Source organism: Sphingomonas sp. LR59 (assembly GCF_036855945.1).
In the GTDB taxonomy this organism is placed as follows: Bacteria; Pseudomonadota; Alphaproteobacteria; order Sphingomonadales; family Sphingomonadaceae; genus Sphingomonas.
Genome location: NZ_JASPFL010000001.1, coordinates 2,749,303 through 2,768,272 on the forward strand (window position 1 = coordinate 2,749,303; position 18,970 = coordinate 2,768,272).

Annotated in this window: 15 protein-coding genes and 6 pseudogenes; 14 read left to right on the forward strand and 7 right to left on the reverse strand. The window is 65.9% G+C overall.

The annotated features are described in order from the left end of the window. Window positions 1-147 precede the first annotated feature (147 nt). Window positions 148-888 carry an SIMPL domain-containing protein gene (locus QP164_RS12735; RefSeq protein WP_132736420.1) on the forward strand — a complete coding sequence of 247 codons (741 nt, stop codon included), beginning with the start codon at window positions 148-150 and terminating at the stop codon, window positions 886-888. 224 nt (window positions 889-1,112) lie between these two features. Here the strand turns inward: QP164_RS12735 and QP164_RS12740 are convergent, their stop codons facing one another. The 3 genes from QP164_RS12740 to QP164_RS12750 form a co-directional block, all read right to left on the reverse strand. After that, entirely contained in the window at window positions 1,113-1,370 is a 258-nt protein-coding gene (locus QP164_RS12740) for a GlsB/YeaQ/YmgE family stress response membrane protein (protein ID WP_055881539.1), read from the reverse strand. Window positions 1,371-1,463: 93 nt separating this feature from the next. Beyond that, a complete protein-coding gene (gene sciP / locus QP164_RS12745; protein ID WP_056412261.1) occupies window positions 1,464-1,763 on the reverse strand; it encodes a CtrA inhibitor SciP in 300 nt (99 codons plus the stop codon). 102 nt (window positions 1,764-1,865) lie between these two features. Next, entirely contained in the window at window positions 1,866-2,093 is a 228-nt protein-coding gene (locus QP164_RS12750) for a hypothetical protein (RefSeq protein ID WP_132736423.1), read from the reverse strand. 195 nt (window positions 2,094-2,288) lie between these two features. Here QP164_RS12750 and mnmA point away from each other — a divergent pair, with 195 nt between their 5' ends. Then, the gene (gene mnmA / locus QP164_RS12755; protein ID WP_333923375.1) at window positions 2,289-3,410 is read left to right on the forward strand and encodes a tRNA 2-thiouridine(34) synthase MnmA; all 1,122 of its coding nucleotides are present in this window, start codon (window positions 2,289-2,291) and stop codon (window positions 3,408-3,410) included. Window positions 3,411-3,452: 42 nt separating this feature from the next. Next, window positions 3,453-3,673 (forward strand): annotated as a pseudogene (locus tag QP164_RS12760) (UvrB/UvrC motif-containing protein). A 157-nt stretch (window positions 3,674-3,830) separates the two neighbouring features. On the opposite strand, the pseudogene QP164_RS12765 reads toward QP164_RS12760, so the two are convergent. The 3 genes and pseudogenes from QP164_RS12765 to pdxH form a co-directional block, all read right to left on the reverse strand. Beyond that, window positions 3,831-4,621, reverse strand: a pseudogene (locus QP164_RS12765) (PhzF family phenazine biosynthesis protein). 40 nt (window positions 4,622-4,661) lie between these two features. Further along, window positions 4,662-5,609: a cation diffusion facilitator family transporter gene (locus tag QP164_RS12770; RefSeq protein ID WP_333923376.1), complete on the reverse strand. Its 948-nt coding sequence runs from the start codon at window positions 5,607-5,609 to the stop codon at window positions 4,662-4,664. Next, window positions 5,606-6,184, reverse strand: a complete 579-nt coding sequence (gene pdxH / locus QP164_RS12775) for a pyridoxamine 5'-phosphate oxidase (protein WP_333923377.1) — start codon at window positions 6,182-6,184, stop codon at window positions 5,606-5,608. The genes QP164_RS12770 and pdxH overlap by 4 nt, the downstream gene beginning before the upstream one ends. A 108-nt stretch (window positions 6,185-6,292) precedes the next feature. Here pdxH and ku point away from each other — a divergent pair. The 4 genes and pseudogenes from ku to QP164_RS12795 all read left to right on the forward strand — a co-directional run bounded on the left by ku (window position 6,293) and on the right by QP164_RS12795 (window position 13,777). Beyond that, window positions 6,293-7,179: pseudogene (gene ku / locus QP164_RS12780) on the forward strand (non-homologous end joining protein Ku). A gap of 231 nt (window positions 7,180-7,410) precedes the next feature. Further along, a pseudogene (gene ligD, locus QP164_RS12785) lies at window positions 7,411-9,924 on the forward strand (DNA ligase D); the annotation flags it as partial. A gap of 368 nt (window positions 9,925-10,292) precedes the next feature. Next, window positions 10,293-12,742, forward strand: a pseudogene (locus QP164_RS12790) (circularly permuted type 2 ATP-grasp protein). Window positions 12,743-12,892: 150 nt separating this feature from the next. Next, a complete protein-coding gene (locus QP164_RS12795) occupies window positions 12,893-13,777 on the forward strand; it encodes a transglutaminase family protein (protein WP_333923378.1) in 885 nt (294 codons plus the stop codon). A 40-nt stretch (window positions 13,778-13,817) separates the two neighbouring features. On the opposite strand, the gene QP164_RS12800 is transcribed toward QP164_RS12795, so the two are convergent. Further along, window positions 13,818-13,961, reverse strand: coding sequence for a hypothetical protein (locus tag QP164_RS12800; protein WP_333923379.1), 144 nt, complete (start codon window positions 13,959-13,961; stop codon window positions 13,818-13,820). A 94-nt stretch (window positions 13,962-14,055) separates the two neighbouring features. On the opposite strand from QP164_RS12800, the gene QP164_RS12805 reads away from it, so the two are divergent. From QP164_RS12805 to QP164_RS12835, 7 genes and pseudogenes are all read left to right on the forward strand, one after another. After that, entirely contained in the window at window positions 14,056-14,991 is a 936-nt protein-coding gene (locus QP164_RS12805) for a DnaJ C-terminal domain-containing protein (protein WP_333923380.1), read from the forward strand. Window positions 14,992-15,073: 82 nt separating this feature from the next. Further along, on the forward strand, window positions 15,074-15,949 hold the full coding sequence (locus tag QP164_RS12810; RefSeq protein WP_333928694.1) for a YihY/virulence factor BrkB family protein: 876 nt from the start codon (window positions 15,074-15,076) through the stop codon (window positions 15,947-15,949). A gap of 23 nt (window positions 15,950-15,972) precedes the next feature. Then, entirely contained in the window at window positions 15,973-16,764 is a 792-nt protein-coding gene (fabI, locus tag QP164_RS12815) for an enoyl-ACP reductase FabI (protein WP_056054995.1), read from the forward strand. Window positions 16,765-16,799: 35 nt separating this feature from the next. Beyond that, window positions 16,800-17,012 carry a DUF4160 domain-containing protein gene (locus QP164_RS12820; RefSeq protein ID WP_243643245.1) on the forward strand — a complete coding sequence of 71 codons (213 nt, stop codon included), beginning with the start codon at window positions 16,800-16,802 and terminating at the stop codon, window positions 17,010-17,012. Next, the gene (locus tag QP164_RS12825; RefSeq protein WP_333923382.1) at window positions 16,996-17,349 is read left to right on the forward strand and encodes a DUF2442 domain-containing protein; all 354 of its coding nucleotides are present in this window, start codon (window positions 16,996-16,998) and stop codon (window positions 17,347-17,349) included. Before QP164_RS12820 ends, QP164_RS12825 begins: the two co-directional genes overlap by 17 nt. Next, window positions 17,346-18,412: pseudogene (aroC, locus tag QP164_RS12830) on the forward strand (chorismate synthase). The gene QP164_RS12825 and the pseudogene aroC overlap by 4 nt, the downstream one beginning before the upstream one ends. Before the next feature lie 57 nt (window positions 18,413-18,469). Then, window positions 18,470-18,937, forward strand: coding sequence for a hypothetical protein (locus QP164_RS12835; protein WP_333923383.1), 468 nt, complete (start codon window positions 18,470-18,472; stop codon window positions 18,935-18,937). Window positions 18,938-18,970 lie beyond the last annotated feature (33 nt).

Sequence of the window (18,970 nt, forward strand, 5' to 3'; positions counted from 1 at the left end):
TTGCTCAAGTCTTTCGACGAGCGCCGGTCACAGACATGCTTCGATTTCGATCTATCCGCAATGCGCTTTGGCAGATTGGAAAGACGTTCAGCTTGCGTTGAACCGTTCCGGGCGACACGCAAACCGAGTTCCACGGGAGAGACCATCATGAAGACCGCATCGTTCCTGACCGCCCTGGCTGGCGTCGCCGCGATCCTGCCTGCCGCCGGCGCGATCGCCCAGACGGCGCCGACCACGGTCGAGCCGATGGTGCCCGCCGCCGGCACTGTGCTGGACGTGTCTGCGGAGGGGCGGACGACGCGCGTTCCCGATCTCGCGACGATTCGCGCGGGCGTCGTCTCGCAGTCGCCGACCGCCGCCGCCGCACTCACCGACAATGCGCAGCGGATGACGAAGGTGCTGGACGCGCTCAAGCGCGCCGGCGTGGCGCCGCGCGATATCGCGACCTCGTCGGTGCAGCTCTCGCCGCAATATCGCTATGCCGACAACCAGCCGCCGGTCATCACCGGCTACCAGGCGACCAACACCGTCTCGATCCGTTTTCGCGACGTCGCCAAGTCCGGCACGATCCTCGATGCGCTGGTGGCGCAGGGCGCGAACCAGATCGACGGGCCGAACCTGTCGATCGACAAGCCCGAGGCGGCGCTCGACGAAGCGCGGGCCGACGCGATCGCGCAGGCCAAGCGCCGTGCCGATCTCTACGCAAAGGCGGCCGGGTTGCGGGTGGCGCGGATCGTTTCGATCGCCGAATCGGGGCAGGACACCGGTGGCTCGCCGCAACCGATGATGGCGATGATGCGTGGCGCGATGGCCAAGGACAGCACGCAGATCGCACCCGGCGAAAAGGACGTGACGGTGACGCTGTCGGTGCGGTTCCTGCTGAACTGACCCTTCTACGATCCTCCTCTGCCAGGGGGAGGTGGCTGGCGCTCGCCAGACGGAGGGGGAGGAAAGGGCAACGTCTGCTCCATGTCCTCCCCCTCCGTCACTTTCGGCGACACCTCCCCCTGGCGGGGGAGGATCGCAAGGGAGATGCGGCAAACAACGCACGCACGAAAAAGGCCGCCCGGTTGCCCGGACGGCCTTTTTACTTCGCGTGACGATGCGAACTCTTAGCGGACGCTACCGCGACGCACGAGGTTCACGATTGCGAGCAGGACAACCGCACCCAGCAGCGAGACCAGGAACGAGGTCAGCGTCAGCGGCGCGTTGTTGATCGAACCACCCGACAGGACCAGGCCGCCGATGAAGGCGCCGACGATGCCGACGACGATGTTCAGGAAAATGCCCTGCTGCGCGTCGGTGCGCATGATCATGCTAGCGATCCAGCCGATGACGCCGCCGATGATCAGCCAAAGAATGAGACCCATGATATTTTCCCTCCGTTGAACCCGTATCCGGGCGATGGCGGAAAGACGAGCGAGCGGCGTTTTTTGTTCCGCCCGCGTTTTGAGTTTTAGCCCTCAATACTTTTGTTGGCGCTCGTACAACGACTTATAGTGCTGGATCCGCGTAACCCGGAGACCCGGCATGCCCGATCGGTCGATCGCGCGCTGCCAACTGGCGAACTCCTCGACCGTGAGACCATAACGGGCGCAGACATCGTCGACGCTGAGCAACCCGCCATTCACCGCCGCGACCACTTCGGCCTTGCGACGCACTACCCACCGCGTGGTGCTGGGCGGCGGCAGGGTATCCAGGGTAAGTTGCTCGCCCAATGGGCCAATGACCTTGCCGGGACGGATTTTCTGGTTCTCGATCATTTGAAACCTCTGATCGGGGCGGGGGCCCCCTATCGATACGCACGCACGACACATAGTCGCAGGATTTGAAGATCGGCTGAAACGCCGCGGTAAACAGCATCTTCACTCGTCCTTCCACCGGGTTAAGGCCGCTGCCATCGGCCCGTTGAACGCACCGTGAAGCGGCGCGAACAGTTTTGGGTCGACCGTCGTTCGCGCGAAGCTGGCCTGCACCACCGCAGTCGGGCTCGCTGCCTGGCGGGCGGCGATCCCGACGATCAGGACCGCAAGGTCACCCGGAAGTACGGTGACCTCTGCGTCGCGATCGAAACGGGGAAAACTCAGGTCCAACGGGATACTCGCGCTTACTCTTGGGATGCCCGGTTTAGCGCGAGGGGGTGAAGGGACCGTAAAACTCGACAAAAAAGTTCGTGGACTTGTTGCCTTTTTGCAATCGTCGGTCGCGTTTTTCCGTCAACTCGTCCTGATATACGTTAACCGCCGCATCTTTTTGCAACCGCACGCCGTCGCGCTTATGTGGTGACCATGGATCAGACCGATTTTCAGCTCGGGCCCCCTGCCGGTGCAGGCGCGGCCGGAAAGCGCATCGTCGTGGCGATGTCCGGTGGCGTCGACAGCTCGGTCGTCGCCGCGCTCGCGCATGCCACGGGCGCCGAGACGATCGGCGTGACGTTGCAGCTCTACGACCATGGTGAAGCGGTCGGCCGTGCGGGCTCATGTTGCGCCGGTCGCGACATCCGCGATGCCCGCGCGGTGTGCGACCGACTCGGTATCGCGCATTACGTGTTCGATCACGAGACCAGTTTCCGCGAGCAGGTGGTCGACAAGTTCGCCGACGAATATCTCGCGGGCCGGACGCCGATTCCCTGCGTCCAGTGCAACATGGGGCCGAAATTCACCGACCTGCTCAAGCTCGCGCGCGATCTCGGTGCGGATTGCCTGGCGACCGGGCATTATGTCCGCCGAGTCGAGGGCACGCACGGCGCCGAACTGCACCGCGGGGCGGATCCGGCGCGCGATCAGAGTTACTTCCTGTTCGCCACCACGCAGAGCCAGCTCGACTATCTGCGCTTTCCGCTCGGCGGCCTGCCCAAGGCGCGGGTGCGCGAGATCGCGGCGGAACTCGGGCTCGGCGTCGCGGCCAAGCCCGACAGCCAGGACATCTGCTTCGTCCCCGACGGCGATTATGCCGGGCTGGTGAAGAAGCTGCGGCCGGAGGCGGCGGAAACCGCGGGCGATATCGTCGATCTCGGCGGGGCGAAGCTCGGCGAGCATCGCGGGCTGATCCACTTCACGGTTGGACAGCGTCGCGGGCTGGAGATCGGTGGCAGTCCCGAGCCGCTCTATGTCGTCCGCGTCGAGCCCGAGACGAAGCGAGTCGTCGTCGGCCCCCGTCGCGCACTCGCGGTCGAGGCGGCGCGGATGACCGACATCAACTGGCTCGGCGGCGACTTCACCGGACCGCTGACCGCCAAGGTGCGATCGATGGCAAAACCCGTCCCTGCCCGTCTGGTCGGCGACCGCGTGGTGTTCGATGCGCCCGAATACGGCGTCGCGCCCGGCCAGGCCGCGGTGTTGTATGCGGGCGAGCGCGTGCTCGGCGGCGGCTGGATCGCGGACACCGAGGCGGCACTGGTCGCCGCCTGACGCGTTGAGGGCGGCATGGATATCGAAACCTTGCGCCGCCAGATGGAAGCCGCCGCCGCCGCAATGGACTTCGAAACCGCGGGTAAGTTGCGCGATCAGATCAGCGTGTTGCGCGGCGGTGGCGAAAGTACCGACACATCCGGCCTTACCCGCCAGCAGCCCGGCGCGATGGGGCTCGGCACAAGCCAGCAACGCATGACACCGCCGCCGGGCTGGGTGAAACCGAAAAGCCCGATCCGATGACCAAGGGGCGGAAGCGGTAGACGGTGCCCGTGCCGCCAGCCGCTTGCCGAGCCCCTCTCCGACCGTCATCCCAGCGAAAGCTGGGATATCAGCATGGATCTCCCGTCATCTGCCACGCATGAGACCCCAGCTTTCGCTGGGGTGACGAATAAGGGCGGGTGACGGATGCGCCAAACCTCAAGGCAGCAAAAAGGTACCCTCGATAGTCGTCACGCACGCCCCACCGAGCACAACCCGGTCGCCCGCCAACCGGCACGTCAGCTTCCCGCCCCGAGCACTCGCCTGATACGCCGTAAAGCTGTCCCCCAGCATCGGCGCCCAATACGGCACCATCACAGCATGCGCCGAGCCCGTCACCGGATCCTCATTAATCGCGTAGTACGGCGTAAACACGCGGCTCACGATGTCGGTCGCCTCCCCCGCGCAGCGACGATCGCGACGATCGGGAACTTGGCCAGCGCAGCAAAGTCTGGCTTCAGATCGCGCACCACGGCCTCGTTCTCGACGATGACAAGCGCATAGCCCTTCTCGTGCCACAACGTCTCGACCGGCGACTCGACGGTCAACGCCGCGACGATCTCCGGAATCGCCTTCGGACTAGGCCCCCACGCCGGCAACTCCAGCCTATACCCGCTGTCCGCCCGCGCGACCTCGAGCATCCCCGCCTGCCGAGTCCGAAACCGCACCCGGTCGAGCGCGGTATCCGACGACAGCACGAAATGCCCGCTCGCCAGCGTCGCATGGCCGCACAGCGCGACCTCGGCGCCCGGCGTAAACCAGCGCAGGTCAAAATCGACGCCCTCGTCGTCCGACGCAACGATGAACGCCGTCTCGCTCAGGTTGTTCTCCTGCGCGATGTCGAGCAGCACGGCGTCGTCGAGCCATGCCGACAGCGGCATCACCGCCGCCTGGTTGCCGCCAAACGGCGTGTCGGAAAACGCATCGATCTGCGCGAACGGTATTCTCATGTTTGGAGCCCCTCAGACGCGCGTGCAGAACCCGAACGGATCAGACGCGTTTGCCAAACCAATGCGGCGTCACGTCCGCCTCGACCAGCGGATTGTCGGTGTCGACATGGCCCTCGGGATCGAGATGGATCAGCACCTCGACCTTGGGGAACGCGGTGCGCAAATTGCGCTCGACCGCCTCGACGATGTCGTGCGCGTTCGCCACCGTCAGGTCGCGCGCGACCTCCATGTGGAACTGCGCGAAGTCGTGGCTGCCGGAGCGGCGCGTGCGGAAATCGTGGATGCCGCGGATGCCGGGCTGGCGCGCCGCGACATCGAGGAACTGCGACCGCAGATCCTCCGGCCATTCCTTGTCCATCAACTGGTCGATCGCGTTCGACGACGCCTGGAACGCCCCCCAGGCGAGCCACAGCGCGATGACGATGCCAAAGATCGGATCCGCGCCGCTCCACCCGACATATTGATCGAGCACGAGCGCGACGATCACCGAGCCGTTGAGCAGCACGTCGGACTGGTAATGGACGTTGTCCGCGAGGATCGCGACCGAGCCGGTCTGGCGGATGATGCGGCGTTGATAGGAGAGTAGGAACACCGTGGCGACGATCGCGATCACCGACACGCCGATGCCGAAATCGGCCCCGGTGGTCGGCTGCGGATCGCCGAACGCGAGGATTGCGCGCCACGCGATGCCGACCGCCGACGCGGTGATCAGCATGACCTGGAACAGCGCGGCGAGCGCCTCAGCCTTGCCGTGGCCGAAGCGGTGGTCGTGATCCGCAGGCGTCGCCGCGAGCCGCACGCCGTACAGCGTGACCAGCGACGCGAGCAAGTCGAGCGCGGTATCGGCGAGCGAACCGAGCATCGCCACCGAGCCCGTCGACCAGGCGGCAAAGCCCTTCAACAACAGCAGGAAACACGCCATCGCAACGCTGGCGAGCGCCGCGCGTGTCGCAAGCGGGATGATCCGGCGCCGTTCGTCATGGGTCATGGGAACAACAATCCTTCGCTCCAGGCGCCGTCCTGACGCGTAAACAGCCGGCGTTCGTGCAACCGATGCGCGCGGTCCTGCCAGAATTCGATCCGCGTCGGCGTGACGCGGTAGCCGCCCCAATGCGGCGGCCGCGGCACATCCTGCCCCTCGAACTTCGCGGCCATTTCGGCAAAGCGCTGCTCGAAGGTGTCGCGACTGTCGAGCGGCCGGGACTGCGCCGACGCCCAGGCGCCAAGCTGCGAATCACGGCCGCGCGAGACGAAATAGGCATCCGACTCTTCGTCCGTCGCCCATGATACCTGCCCCTCGATCCGGATCTGTCGGCGCAGCGACTTCCAGTGGAACAGCAGCGCACCCTGCGGATTGGCCGCCAGTTCGCCCGCCTTGCGGCTCTCGCGGTTGGTGTAGATCACGAAGCCGTCGGGGCCGTGGCCCTTCAACAGCACCATGCGCACCGAAGGCCGCCCCTCGGCATCCGCCGTCGCGAGCGCGACCGCATTCGGGTCGTTCGGCTCGGACTGCTTGGCCTCGGCGTACCAGCTATCGAACAGCGTGAAGGGATCGTCTGACATGCCGCGCGCTTTAGCGGGATTTGGCGCGGAACGAAACTTGGGAACGACTCTACCGTGCCGATGATTGACCCAGGTAATCGAATCGTTTCCGCAACGAAGGAACGCCAAGTGGCAGCACGCGCATATTGGCAGGGGCAGATCCGGCTGGCCCTCGTCTCGATCCCGGTCGAGATCTACTCCGCGACGAAATCCGGCGCGGCGGTGTCGTTCAAGCAGATCCACGAGCCGTCGGGCCAGCCGATTCACTACGACAAGGTCGTCACCGGCGTCGGCCCGGTCGATGCCGACGAAATCATGAAGGGATATGAAGTCTCGAAGGGCGAATATGTGCTGCTGGAGCAGGACGAGATCGACGCGGTGAAGCTCGAATCGAAGAAGACGCTGGAGCTGACGCAGTTCGTCGACGCGAGCGAGATCGACGTGCTCTATTACGAGAAACCGTATTTCGTGGTGCCCGCGGACGATCTCGCGGAGGAGGCGTTCATCGTGCTGCGCGAGGCGTTGAAGCGGACCAAGAAGGTCGGGCTCGGCCAGCTGGCGATGCGCGGGCGCGAATATGTCGTGAGCCTGAAGCCGTGCGGGCGCGGGATGGTGCTGGAGACGCTTCGCTACGCCGACGAGGTGCACAAAGCGCAGGGCTATTTCCGGGATATCCCCGGCGACAAACCGTCCGAGGAATTGCTCGAACTCGCCGAGGCGCTGATCGAAAAGCGCAGCGCAGACTTCCACCCGCAGGAGTTCCACGATCGCTATGTTGACGCGCTGAAGGATCTGATCGAACGCAAGCGCAAGGCGAACGGGAAGAAGATCATCGAGGACAAGGACACCGGCGGGAAGACCGGCTCGAACGTGGTCGATTTGATGGCGGCGTTGAAGAAGTCGATGGAGAAGAGCGGGGGAGTGCGGCGGCGGAGAAGGCACCAGCGAAGAAAGCCCCCGCCAAGCGCGCGCCGGCGAAAACGGCTGCCAAAGCTCCTGCAAAAAAACGTGCATAGCGCCCTTGCCCCCTCACCGTCATTCCAGCGAAAGCTGGAATATCCCGGTTGGCGAGGTCGCCCTTGCCGCACCAGATCCCAGCTTTCGCTGGGATGACGTATATTTGGGCCCCCTCCCCGTCATCCCAGCAAAAGCTGGGATCTCCCCGTTGCAGACCTTCCCCCTGCTGCACGAGGTCCCGGCTTTCGCCGGGATGACGAAGATGGGACGCTGCTGATGGCCACGCCCCAGATCCCCTCGCCCTCTACAATTCAAAGCGGAACTTCACCAAGACCGCCGAACCCGCGGGTACGCTGGCCCCCGGCAACGGCAACAGCTTCATGGTCCAGAAGCACGACGCCACCCGCCTCCACTGGGACTTCCGCCTCGAAATCGACGGCGTCCTGAAAAGCTGGGCGGTCACCCGCGGCCCCAGCCTCGACCCCAACGAAAAACGCCTCGCCGTCCGCACCGAGGACCACCCGCTCAGCTACGCCACCTTCGAAGGCACCATCCCCGCGGGCGAATATGGCGGCGGCACCGTCATGCTGTGGGACCGCGGCATATGGTCGCCGATCAAGGGCAAGTCGGCGAAGGATCTCGACAAGGGCCACCTCCACTTCGTCCTCGATGGCGAACGGATGAAGGGCGAATGGCTGCTGATCCGCCTGAAGCCGCGCGCAAAGGAGAAGCGCGAGAATTGGCTCCTGCGGAAAATCGACGATGCGGCGGCGGGCGGCACGGACACGCTGGTCGAGGAAGCGCTGACCAGCGTCTCGACCGGCCGCACAATGATCGAGATCGAAGAAGGCAAATCCTCCCCGGCACGGGGAGGGGACCAGCGAAGCTGGTGGAGGGGGCGGGCCGCAAGAGTACCGCCAGCCGTAAAGCTCTCGCCAGTGGCAGCCCCCTCCACCACCGCGAAAGGTCGCGGCGGTCCCCCTCCCCGTGCCGGGGAGGATTTTCAGGATCTCCAACTCTGCACCCTCGTCGACGCCGTCCCCACCGGCTCCGCTTGGCTCCACGAAGTAAAATACGATGGCTACCGCGCCCTCGTCTCGATCGCCAACGGCAAGGCCAAGGTCTTCACCCGCACCGGCCTCGACTGGACCGAAAAGTTCGCCGCAATCGCCGCCGCCGCCGCCAAGCTCCCGGTAAAATCCGCGCTGATCGACGGCGAGATCGTCGCGTTCAAGGACGGCCACCCCGATTTCTCGACCTTGAAGGACGCGATCTCCGCCAACGGCGACATGACGTTGTTCGCGTTCGACCTGCTCGCACTCGACGGCGAAAACCTGACCGACCTCTCCAACCTCGACCGCAAGGCGCGGCTGCAACCGCTGATCGCCGAAGACGAAGACCGCCTCCGCTACTCCGACCACGTCATCGGCGCAGGCGAGCAACTGTTCGAGACGATGTGCCGCGAGGGCCTCGAAGGCATCGTTTCGAAACGCGCCGACGCGCCCTATGTCGGCAAGCGGACCAAGGTGTGGCTCAAGGTCAAATGCACGCACCGCCAGGAATTCGTGATCGTCGGCTGGCTCCCATCCGACAAGAAGCGCGGGTTCAAGTCGCTGTTGCTCGGCGTCCGCGAGGGCAAAGGGTATCGCTATGCGGGAAAGGTCGGCACCGGTTTCGACCAGGCGTTGATGGACGAGATCCGCGACAAGCTCGACGCACTCGATCGCAAGACGCCGACGGTCGAGGCGCCCAAGGCCGCGGTCCGCGGCGCGAAATGGGTGACGCCGAAACTGGTCGCCGAGGTCGCCTTTGCCGAAGTGACGCCCGACGGCGTGCTTCGCCATTCGAGCTTCATCGGCCTGCGCGAGGACAAGGCGGCGAAGGACGTCGTTGCCGAGACGCCCGCGCCGCTGCCGGATGTGGAGGAAGCCGCGGCTCCCGCGACCAGCATAAAGGTCAGCAGCCGCGACCGCGTGATCTTCGACAAGTCGGACGTCACCAAGGGCGATCTCGCGGATTATTACGTCGCGGTCTCGGGCATCATGCTGCCGGTCGCGGGCAACCGCCCGATCAGCCTCGTGCGGTGTCCTCAAGGTCGATCGCGCGCGTGCTTCTTCCAGAAACACGACGCGGGGAGCTTCGGCGACGCGGTGCATAAGGTGCCGATCCGCGAGAAGGACGGCTCGACCGAAGACTATCTCTATGTCGACGACGCAGACGGCTTGGTCGCCTGCGTGCAGATGGGCACGATCGAGTTCCACGGCTGGGGATCGTCGAACGCGACTCTGGAAAAGCCGGACCGCCTCGTGTTCGATCTCGATCCCGACGAGGGGCTCGATTTCGGCGACACGAAGAAGGCGGCCGAGCATCTGAAGAACCAGCTCGCCGAACTCGGGCTGGTCAGCTTCCCGATGCTGTCGGGGGGCAAGGGCGTGCACGTCGTCGTCCCGCTGACCCCCGAGGCGGAATGGCCGGCGGTAAAGGACTTCGCCGACCGTTTCGCGCGGGCGATGGCGGGGGCCGACCCCGAGCGCTTCGTCGCGACGATGGCGAAGGCCAAGCGCAAGGGCCGCATCTTCATCGACTGGCTGCGGAACCAGCGCGGGGCGACCGCGGTGATGCCGTATTCGGCGCGGGCTCGGGCGGGCGCGCCGGTGGCGGCGCCGGTGTCTTGGACCGAGTTGCGGGATATCGAGACGGCGGCGAGATGGGGTGTGAAGGATGGGGCTGAGTTGATTGCGCGGGCCGGGTCGCGGGCGCTGGCGGGTTGGGGTGTGGCGGATCAGGTGTTGCCGGATTTGTGAGCCTGCCCCCCCAAAACCATAACCACCCGGCGAAGGCCGGGGACCAGTTGGGGAACGTTGCTAATGGAGGGCAGCGCTTCGTTACGACCACCTTTCCAACTGGGCCCCGGCCTTCGCCGGGGTGGCGGCATTGGTGGGCGCCATACCTTACTGCTGTTCCCTCGCGAACGCGGGGTCCAGGATAACTGAACGCAGCGCTTGGGATTCCTGGGCCCCGCGTTCGCGAGGGAAAAGGGCAAGGTATCGCCCCGCGACAATTTATGTTGCACCGCCGCGTCGAAAGGTGAAACACCGCCGCCTGTATTCGGGGGCTTGAGGCATTGAACACGGCGGACACGGCGACGCACACCGCGCCCCTTTTCGACGCGATGATCCATGCCGAGCGCTGGATTGCCGACTATTGCGCGCGCACCACCGGCGCCGACGTGCTGTGCCCCGCTGAAGACGGTAGCGCCGACCCCGCCTGGGCGGCGATGTTCGCCGAACTCGCGATGGTCGCCTCGGACGACCTCGGCCACATCCGCGAACGCGTCCAGCGGCATGCGGTCGACATCGGTACCGGCTTCCGCATCGCCGACGAACCCGACGAGCGCCCCTGGCCCGTCTCGCCCGTCCCGCTGCTGATCGAGGCCAGCGAATGGGCGGGGATCGAGCACGGCGTGATCCAGCGCGCGACGTTGATGGAGACGGTGATCGGCGACCTCTACGGCGAAGGAAAGCTGGTCGCCGACGGCCATATCCCCGCCGCGCTCGTCACCGGAAGCCCGTTCTTCCTGCGGCCGATGGTCGGGCTCGACCCGCCCGGTGGCCGTCATCTCGATTTCATTGCGATCGATCTCGGCCGCGGGCCGACCGGCGAATGGCGCGTGCTCGCCGATCACCTGCGCGCGCCCGCTGGTGCTGGTTACGCGCTGGAGAACCGCATCGCCGTCAGCCGCACGCTCGGCGGGTTGCAGGATCGGCTCAACGTCCAGCGGCACGCGCCGTTCTTTGCCGCGTTTCGCGCAGGGATCGCGGCGATGTGCAAGCGGACCGATCCGCGGATCGGCCTGCTCACGCCCGGCCGGTTCAACCCGAGCTATCCTGAACAGGCGCATCTTGCACGCTATCTGGGGCTGCTGCTGGTCGAGGGCGCCGATCTCGCCGCGCTCGAGGACAAGGTGTATGTCCGCACAATTGGTGGGCTCAAGCGGATCGATGCGCTGTGGCGGCGACTCGACCCACGGCTGCTCGATCCGCTGGCGTTCGACACGCATTCGCAGATCGGCGTGCCCGGACTGATCGACGCGTACGCGGCCGGCAACGTCGTGCTGTCGAACGCGCCGGGCTCGGCCGTGCTGGAGGCGCCGGCGTTCTCGGCCTTCCTGCCGCAGCTGGCGAAATCGCTGCTCGGCGAAGACTTGCTCCTACCCAATATCGCGACCTGGTGGTGCGGACAGGACGGCGCGCGAGCGCAGGTCGAGGCCAACTTCGACCGCCTGCTGATCGGGCCCGCGTTCCATGCGCGCCCGCTCGGCATGACCGGCGGCCCGACCACTGGCGCCGACATCACCGGCGAAGACCGGACGCGCCTGCTCGCCGACATAGCGAACAGGCCGCAGGATTATGTCGGGCAGGAACTCGTCCAGCTCTCGACGATGCCGGTCGTCGTCGGCGATGCGCTGGTCCCCCGCCCCTTCACCCTGCGCGTCTTCGCGGCGCGCGGTGGCGACGGCGAATGGACCGTCCTGCCCGGCGGGTTCGCGCGGATCGGCGAGCATCCCGACGCGCGGGCGGCGGTGATGGGCGAAGGGATCTGGTCCGCCGACGTGTGCATCTACGGTGCCGAACCGGTCGCCCCCGTGTCGTTGCTGACCGCCGCGGACTCGCTTCAGGTCCGCCGCAATCCGGGGACTTTGCCGAGCCGGGTGGCGGACAATTTCTACTGGCTCGGGCGGTATCTGGAGCGCGGCGAAGCGCTGCTCGGCGCGATCCGCGTGATGCTCGGCAATTCGATCGACGTCGATGGGGGGCCGTCCTGTCGCCGACCACGGTCGGCAAGCTGGTCGGGCTGATCGTCGGGGCGGGCAGCGCGCCGCACCCGCCATCGCTGCGCCGCGCAGACCTGACCGCGCTCGCCCGGACCGCAATGGAGGACGAACGCTGGCAATCGATCCTGACGCTCAACCGCCATGCGCGCGAGATCGGCGAAGGCTCGCGCGATCGGTTGTCGGCGGACATGGTGCGGTTGCTCGAGGCGCCCTTCCCTACGCATCGCGGGATGCTGGAGAGAGCCGGGTCGTTGCAACGGCGGTATGCTGCAATCGCGGGGCTATCGGCCGAGCATATGGGGCGGACGGCGGCGTGGCGGTTCCACGATCTCGGCCGGCGGATCGAGCGGGCGATGGCGATGGCGCGCGCGATCCGGTTGTTCGGGATGCCGGGCGCGTCGCCGGACGATTTGTCGGTGCTGCTCGACCTTGCCGACAGTCAGATCAGTTATCGCCAGCGCTATCCGACCGGGATCGCGCGGGTGCCGGTGATGGACCTGGTGGCGCTCGATCCGGGCAATCCACGGTCGTTGGCGTTTTCGGCGGAGCGGATTGCGGCGCGGTTGGCGGAGTTGCCGGTACTGAGCGACGACGAGATGGCGGAGCCGCAACAGGCGCAAGCGACCGGGTTGCTGGCGATCGTCATGACCGCGACGGCGGCTGAGCTGAATGCGGAGACGCTAGGGGATATCGAGCGGCGTCTCGGCGCGGTGTCGGATGCGCTGGCGCGGCGGTATTTCCTGCAGGGGGCCGAACCCTTGCGGACGAGTGGGCTGACGTTGGCGTGAGGGGCATGAGCGTGCAAATCCTCCCCGGTACGGGGAGGGGGACCATGCAGCGCATGGTGGAGGGGCTGTCCACCAGCGTATCCTCCGTGGCGCCCCCTCCACCACCAGCAAGCGGCTGGCGGTCCCCCTCCCCGTGCCGGGGAGGATTTTATGATCTACGATATCCGCCACGTCACGACGTTCGATTACGGCGCGAGCGTCAAGTTCGCGCGGTGCAATCTGCGGTTGAAGCCGATCGACTGGCCCGGGCAGCACCTGGATTCCTACGCGCTGTCGGTGCACCCGGCGGGGCGGACCAGTGCCGCGCGCGCCGAGGCAGGACTCGCCAACGTGACCCGGCTGGTGGTCGACAGCCCGGTGCGCCATCTGACGATCGAGAGCCGGTCGCGGATGACGGTAGATCGGCTCGTGCCGGTGCCCGACGCCAGCGATCCGACGCTCGCAGAGATCGCGGCGATGGCGCGGGCCAGCACCGATCTGTCTGCGGCGAGCCCGGCGAACTATATCTACCCCTCGCCGCTGATCCCGCTCGACCAGGCGATCGCGGACTATTGCGCACCCGATCTCGATCCGTCGCGCGGTGCATTGGAGGCCGGCATCGCGCTAGCCCGGCGAATCCAGCAGCAGTTCGAGTTCGACGCCGACGCGACGTTGGTCGATACGCCGCCGCACGAGGCGTTCCTCCAGCGCAAGGGCGTGTGCCAGGATTTCGCGCAGATCATGATCACCGGGTTGCGTGCGGCGGGCCTCCCCGCGGCGTATGCCTCGGGCTACATCCGCACGATCCCGCCCGAGGGCCAGCCGCGGCTGGTCGGCGCGGATGCGACGCATGCGTGGGTGCTGCTGTGGTGCGGGCCGGTGCGTGGCTGGGTCGGGGTCGATCCGACCAACGGAATCTGGATGGCGAGCGATCACATCGTGATGGCGGTCGGGCGGGATTATGCGGAGATCGCGCCGGTCGACGGCGTGGTGCTCGGGTCGGGCGCGCAGAACATGGACGTCAGCGTCGATGTTGCGCCGTTGGAGTCCGCATAAGAGCGATGCGATCCTCCCCTGCAAGGGGAGGATGAAGGCGTTACTTCTCGTCGTGCGGGTTCGGATACGAGCCGCCGCCGCTTTCGCCGCTCTTGTCCTTGGCCGGCGCGTTGTTGACGCCGTCCTTCTCCTTCGCGCCATCTTCATCCTTCGGCACGCCCTGCATCGGTTGCTTGTCGGTCATGATCGTTCCTTTCGTGCAACCAAACACCCCGCGCGCAATTGCGTTGCGCGGGCGCTCGCCCCACATAGACGCGCAAGTAAGAATGGGGACGTAAGTGGCCGATCCGTACAAGACTCTGGGTGTAGCGCGCGACGCGACCGAAGCCGACATCAAGAAGGCGTACCGCAAGCTCGCGAAAGAGCTTCACCCCGATCGCAACAAGGACAATCCGAAGGCGTCGGAGAGGTTCAGCACGGTCACCAACGCGTACGACCTGCTGAACGATAAGGACAAGCGCGCGCGGTTCGACCGCGGCGAGATCGATGGCGACGGCAATCCGGCGTCGCCGTTCGGCTTTGGCGGCGGTGGCGGTGGACGACCGCAGCCCGGCGGCTTCCGCAGCGAAGGCTATGAGAGCGGCCCCGGGGCCCCCGACATGAGCGACATCTTCGAGGGCCTGTTCGGCGGCGCGCAGCGCGGCGGTGGCGGCGGATTCTCCGGCGGCTTCGGTCGCAGGCCGCAGCCCAAGGGCGAGAACGTCGCGTATCGCCTGCAGGTGCCGTTCGTCGAAGCCGCAACGCTGGAGCCGCAGCGCGTGACGCTGTCCGACGGCAAGACGCTCGACCTCAAGCTCCCCGCCGGCGTCGAGACCGGCACGCAGATGAAGCTTGCCGGCAAGGGCGAGCAGGGTCCGGGCGGCGCCGGCGATGCGATCCTGACGATCGAGGTCCAGCCGCACAAGTTCTTCACGCGCGATGGCGACGACGTCCGCCTCGAACTGCCGATCACGTTGGCCGAGGCGGTGCTGGGCGGTTCGGTCAAGGCGCCGACGGTCGACAAACCGGTGATGCTAACGATCCCCAAGGGCACCACTTCGGGCAAGACGCTCCGCCTCAAGGGCAAGGGTTTCCACAAGAAGGGCGGCACGCGCGGCGACCAGCTGGTCACGCTGATGATCGACATTCCCGCGAGCGATGCGGCGCTGACCGCGTTCGTCGAAAGCTGGGATGGTCGCGATGCGGGGAACCCGCGGGGGGCCATGGGCGTCTGAACGCCTTGTGAACGATAGTCCCCTTACGCCCGAAGCGCGCGCGCACGAACATGGCGCCGCGCGATCCCGTCTCAATCGCGGCATGGCGAAGGTCAGGCCCGGCAGCTACGCGTTCGAGGTTTTCAAGCGCGCGGCGATCGGCGTGTTCAATGACGGGTTCATCCACGCAGGCAACCTCGCCTATCTCGCGCTGATGACGGTGTTCCCGTTCTTCATCGTCGCCGCCGCGATCCTGTCGATCTTTGGGCAGAGCGTCGAGACTGTGCGCGCGGTCGAGTCGTTCCTCAACGTCCTGCCGCCCAACGTCGGTGATCTGTTGCGCAAGCCGATCGCCGACGTGCTGGCCGCACGGACCGGGTCGCTATTGTGGCTTGGTGCGCTCGTCGGGCTGTGGACGGTCGGCAGCTTCGTCGAGACGATCCGCGACATCTTCCACCGCGCCTACGGGATCAAGGCAACCGCGCCGTTCTGGAAATCGCGGCTTGGCTCGTCCGCGGTGATCATCCTGTCGGTGGTGATCGCGCTGCTGTCGTTCCTAGTACAGGGTATCCTCACCGCGGCCGAGCAGTTCATCTACCGCCTACTGCCGTTCGCGCAGGACGCCGCCGGGTGGGTTGGGCTATCTCGTCTTATCCCCGGCCTGCTGATGTTCGGCGCGCTGTACCTGCTGTTCTATTCGGTGACGCCGTCGCGCTATCGCTATTCGAAATGCCGCAAATGGCCGGGCGCGCTGTTCACGACCGCCTGGTGGGTCAGCGCGACCGCGCTGCTGCCGGTGATCCTGTCGCGGCTCGGTGGTTACGACCTGACCTATGGCAGTCTGGCTGGCGTTGTCATCATGCTGTTGTTTTTCTACGTCATCGGGCTCGGGCTGGTATTCGGCGCGCATCTCAACGCGGCACTGGCGGAACCACCCGAAACAACGCTAGAGCAACCCGCTACGGATATGCAGGTATAGGCGGGGATGGCGTGAACGGTTTGATGGCGGGCAAGCGTGGGCTGATCATGGGCCTGGCGAACGATAAGTCGCTGGCCTGGGGGATCGCCAAGAAGCTGTCCGAGGCAGGCGCCGAATTGGCGTTCAGCTATCAGGGCGAGACGATGGAGAAGCGCGTCCGCCCGCTCGCCGAGCAGCTTGGCGTGGCGCGGCTGTTCGATTGCGACGTGTCGGACATGGGCGCGCTCGACGCGACCTTCGACAAGCTGGCGGAAGAATGGCCGACGATCGACTTCGTCGTCCACGCGATCGGCTTTTCGGACAAGAACGAGCTGCGCGGGCGGTTCGTCGATACCAGCCTCGACAATTTCCTGATGACGATGAACATATCGGTCTATTCGTTCGTCGCGGTTGCGCAGCGCGCCGCCAAGATGATGACCGAGGGCGGCGCGATGCTGACGCTCAGCTATTACGGCGCCGAGAAGGTCATCCCGCATTACAACGTGATGGGCGTGGCGAAGGCGGCGCTCGAGACGAGCGTACAGTATCTCGCGGTGGATCTTGGTCGCGACAACATCCGCGTGAATGCGATTTCGGCGGGCCCGATCAAGACGCTGGCCGCGAGCGGGATCGGCGATTTCCGCCTGATCCTGAAATGGAACGAGCTGAACTCGCCGCTAAAGCGCAACGTGACGATCGACGACGTCGGCGGCGCGGGTCTGTACCTGCTGAGCGACCTGGCGAGCGGCGTGACGGGTGAAACGCACCATGTCGACGCCGGCTACAACGTGATTGGCATGAAGGCAGAAGACGCCCCCGACATCGCGCTGGTCTAGTGCCAACCGTGCTCCGGCTGCATGGCCTGCGGTTCATGATCTTCCTCGACGATCACGCACCAGCGCATGTTCATGTATTCGGAGACGGCGAAGCGAAGATCGAGATCGGAGGCGACGGGGGCTCTCCGCGCATGTTATACGCGGAACGACTGAGCGGCGCGATGCAGCGGCGTGCGCTTGCCGCCGTCGCACGGAACCGGGCAATGCTGCTGACGAGATGGGTCGAAATCCATGGCCGAACTGACTGACGAAGATATCCTGGCTGCGAACGAGCGCGGTCGCATCGCAATGGCGACCAAGCCACGGGCCAAAAGCGCGCGCTACGATCGGGACCAGGATCGGATCGTGGTCGATCTGGTGAATGGATCGACGTTCGCGTTCCCTCCGCATATGTTGCAGGGCTTTGATCGCGCGACCCCGGACCAGATCGCCGAAGTCGAAATTCTGGGCGTCGGATTTGGCCTGCATTGGGAGTCGCTCGACGCTGACTTTACCGTGGCGGGGCTCATGGCCGGCCGTTTCGGCACGGCCCGTTACATGGCGGAGCGGTTCGGCGCTGCCTGGGATGCGGTCGCAGCGGAATGAGCTTCAATACGTTCGGACGGCTGTTCCGCTTTACGACCTGGGGTGAGTCGCATGGGCCTGCGCTCGGTGCGGTGGTCGATGGGTGCCCTCCTGGCATTCCGTTGAGCGAGGCCGATATCCAGCCCTGGCTTGACAAGCGTCGCCCCGGCACCTCGCGCTTCACCACGCAGCGGCGCGAGCCGGATACTGTCCGCATCCTGTCGGGCGTGTTCGAGGGGCGCACCACCGGCACGCCGATCAGCCTGATGATCGAGAATGTCGACCAGCGCTCCAAGGACTATTCCGACGTAGCCAAGGCGTATCGCCCCGGTCACGCCGATTATGCCTATGACGCGAAATACGGGTTTCGCGATTTCCGTGGTGGTGGGCGCTCGTCGGCCCGCGAGACGGCAGCGCGCGTCGCCGCCGGTGCGGTCGCGCGGCTAGTCGTGCCGCAGGTCCATGTCCGCGCGTGGGTCGAGGCGATCGGTGGCGATGCGATCGATCCGGCCAACTTCGACGATGCACAGATCGACCACAACCCGTTCTTCTGCCCGGATGCCGTTGCGGCCGCTCGCTGGGAAATCCTTGTCGACGCCGCGCGGAAATCGGGCTCGTCGCTCGGCGCGGTAATCGCGTGCGAGGCGACCGGCGTGCCCGCAGGCTGGGGGCGCCGCTCTACGCCAAACTCGATTCCGAACTCGCCTCCGCCTGCATGAGCATCAATGCGGTCAAGGGCATCGAGATCGGCGACGGGTTCGCCGCCGCCGCACTGTCGGGCGAGGCGAACGCGGATCCGATGCGTCCCGGCGTGGACGGTCCGGAATTCCTTGCCAACCATGCAGGCGGGATCGCTGGCGGGATCGCGACCGGCCAGCCGATCACCTTGCGCGTCGCGTTCAAGCCGACCAGTTCGATCCTCACCCCGGTCGAGACGATCAGCCCGACCGGCGAGGCTGCGACGATCGCCACCAAGGGGCGTCACGACCCCTGCGTTGGTATCCGCGGAGTCCCTGTCGTCGAGGCGATGGTGGCGCTTGTGCTGGCCGACCAGGCGTTGCTGCATCGGGGCCAGTGCGGCTGACGACGGAACATATGCGGCACTGAAGCGCTTGCTCTTCAATAACTTAGGAGAGTGATAATGCGTATTCTAACTTCGATCGCAGCCGCAGCCCTGATCATTCCAGGTGTGGCGATGGCTCAGACGGGCACCACTGGCTCGATGGGCGGCACCACCGGTGGAACGATGAGCGGCGGCACCATGGGTGGTTCGACCATGGGCGGCACGACCGGCGGGATGTCGACCGGCACGATGAATCAGGCGAATCCCTCGACGACCACGCAGTCGACCACGACGCGCACGCAGCGTGGCACCAAGGCCCGTAGCCGTACGCGCGGTACCACGTCGGGCACGACGAGCGGCACCATGGGCACCGGCACGACGGGCAGCACGATGTCCGGGACCACCGGCAGCACGATAGGCGCCGATACCATGGGCGGCACCACGGGCACCACGACCGGTACGATGAGCGGCACTATGGGTGGCACGACCACCGGTTCGATGGGTTCGACCACGGGCGGAACGACCGGCACGACCACGCCGCGCTGATCCAACCGTTCTTACGTAAATGAAAAGCCGGGC

What these genes read in the sequence shown, in the direction of transcription:
- QP164_RS12735 (WP_132736420.1), top strand. Translation starts at nt 148, where the DNA reads ATGAAGACCGCATCGTTCCTGACCGCCCTGGCTGGCGTCGCCGCGATC.
- QP164_RS12740 (WP_055881539.1), bottom strand. Translation starts at nt 1,370, where the DNA reads ATGGGTCTCATTCTTTGGCTGATCATCGGCGGCGTCATCGGCTGGATC.
- sciP (WP_056412261.1), bottom strand. Translation starts at nt 1,763, where the DNA reads ATGATCGAGAACCAGAAAATCCGTCCCGGCAAGGTCATTGGCCCATTG.
- mnmA (WP_333923375.1), top strand. Translation starts at nt 2,289, where the DNA reads ATGGATCAGACCGATTTTCAGCTCGGGCCCCCTGCCGGTGCAGGCGCG.
- QP164_RS12770 (WP_333923376.1), bottom strand. Translation starts at nt 5,609, where the DNA reads ATGACCCATGACGAACGGCGCCGGATCATCCCGCTTGCGACACGCGCG.
- pdxH (WP_333923377.1), bottom strand. Translation starts at nt 6,184, where the DNA reads ATGTCAGACGATCCCTTCACGCTGTTCGATAGCTGGTACGCCGAGGCC.
- QP164_RS12795 (WP_333923378.1), top strand. Translation starts at nt 12,893, where the DNA reads ATGATCTACGATATCCGCCACGTCACGACGTTCGATTACGGCGCGAGC.
- QP164_RS12800 (WP_333923379.1), bottom strand. Translation starts at nt 13,961, where the DNA reads ATGACCGACAAGCAACCGATGCAGGGCGTGCCGAAGGATGAAGATGGC.
- QP164_RS12810 (WP_333928694.1), top strand. Translation starts at nt 15,074, where the DNA reads ATGGCGAAGGTCAGGCCCGGCAGCTACGCGTTCGAGGTTTTCAAGCGC.
- fabI (WP_056054995.1), top strand. Translation starts at nt 15,973, where the DNA reads ATGGCGGGCAAGCGTGGGCTGATCATGGGCCTGGCGAACGATAAGTCG.
- QP164_RS12820 (WP_243643245.1), top strand. Translation starts at nt 16,800, where the DNA reads ATGATCTTCCTCGACGATCACGCACCAGCGCATGTTCATGTATTCGGA.
- QP164_RS12825 (WP_333923382.1), top strand. Translation starts at nt 16,996, where the DNA reads ATGGCCGAACTGACTGACGAAGATATCCTGGCTGCGAACGAGCGCGGT.
- QP164_RS12835 (WP_333923383.1), top strand. Translation starts at nt 18,470, where the DNA reads ATGCGTATTCTAACTTCGATCGCAGCCGCAGCCCTGATCATTCCAGGT.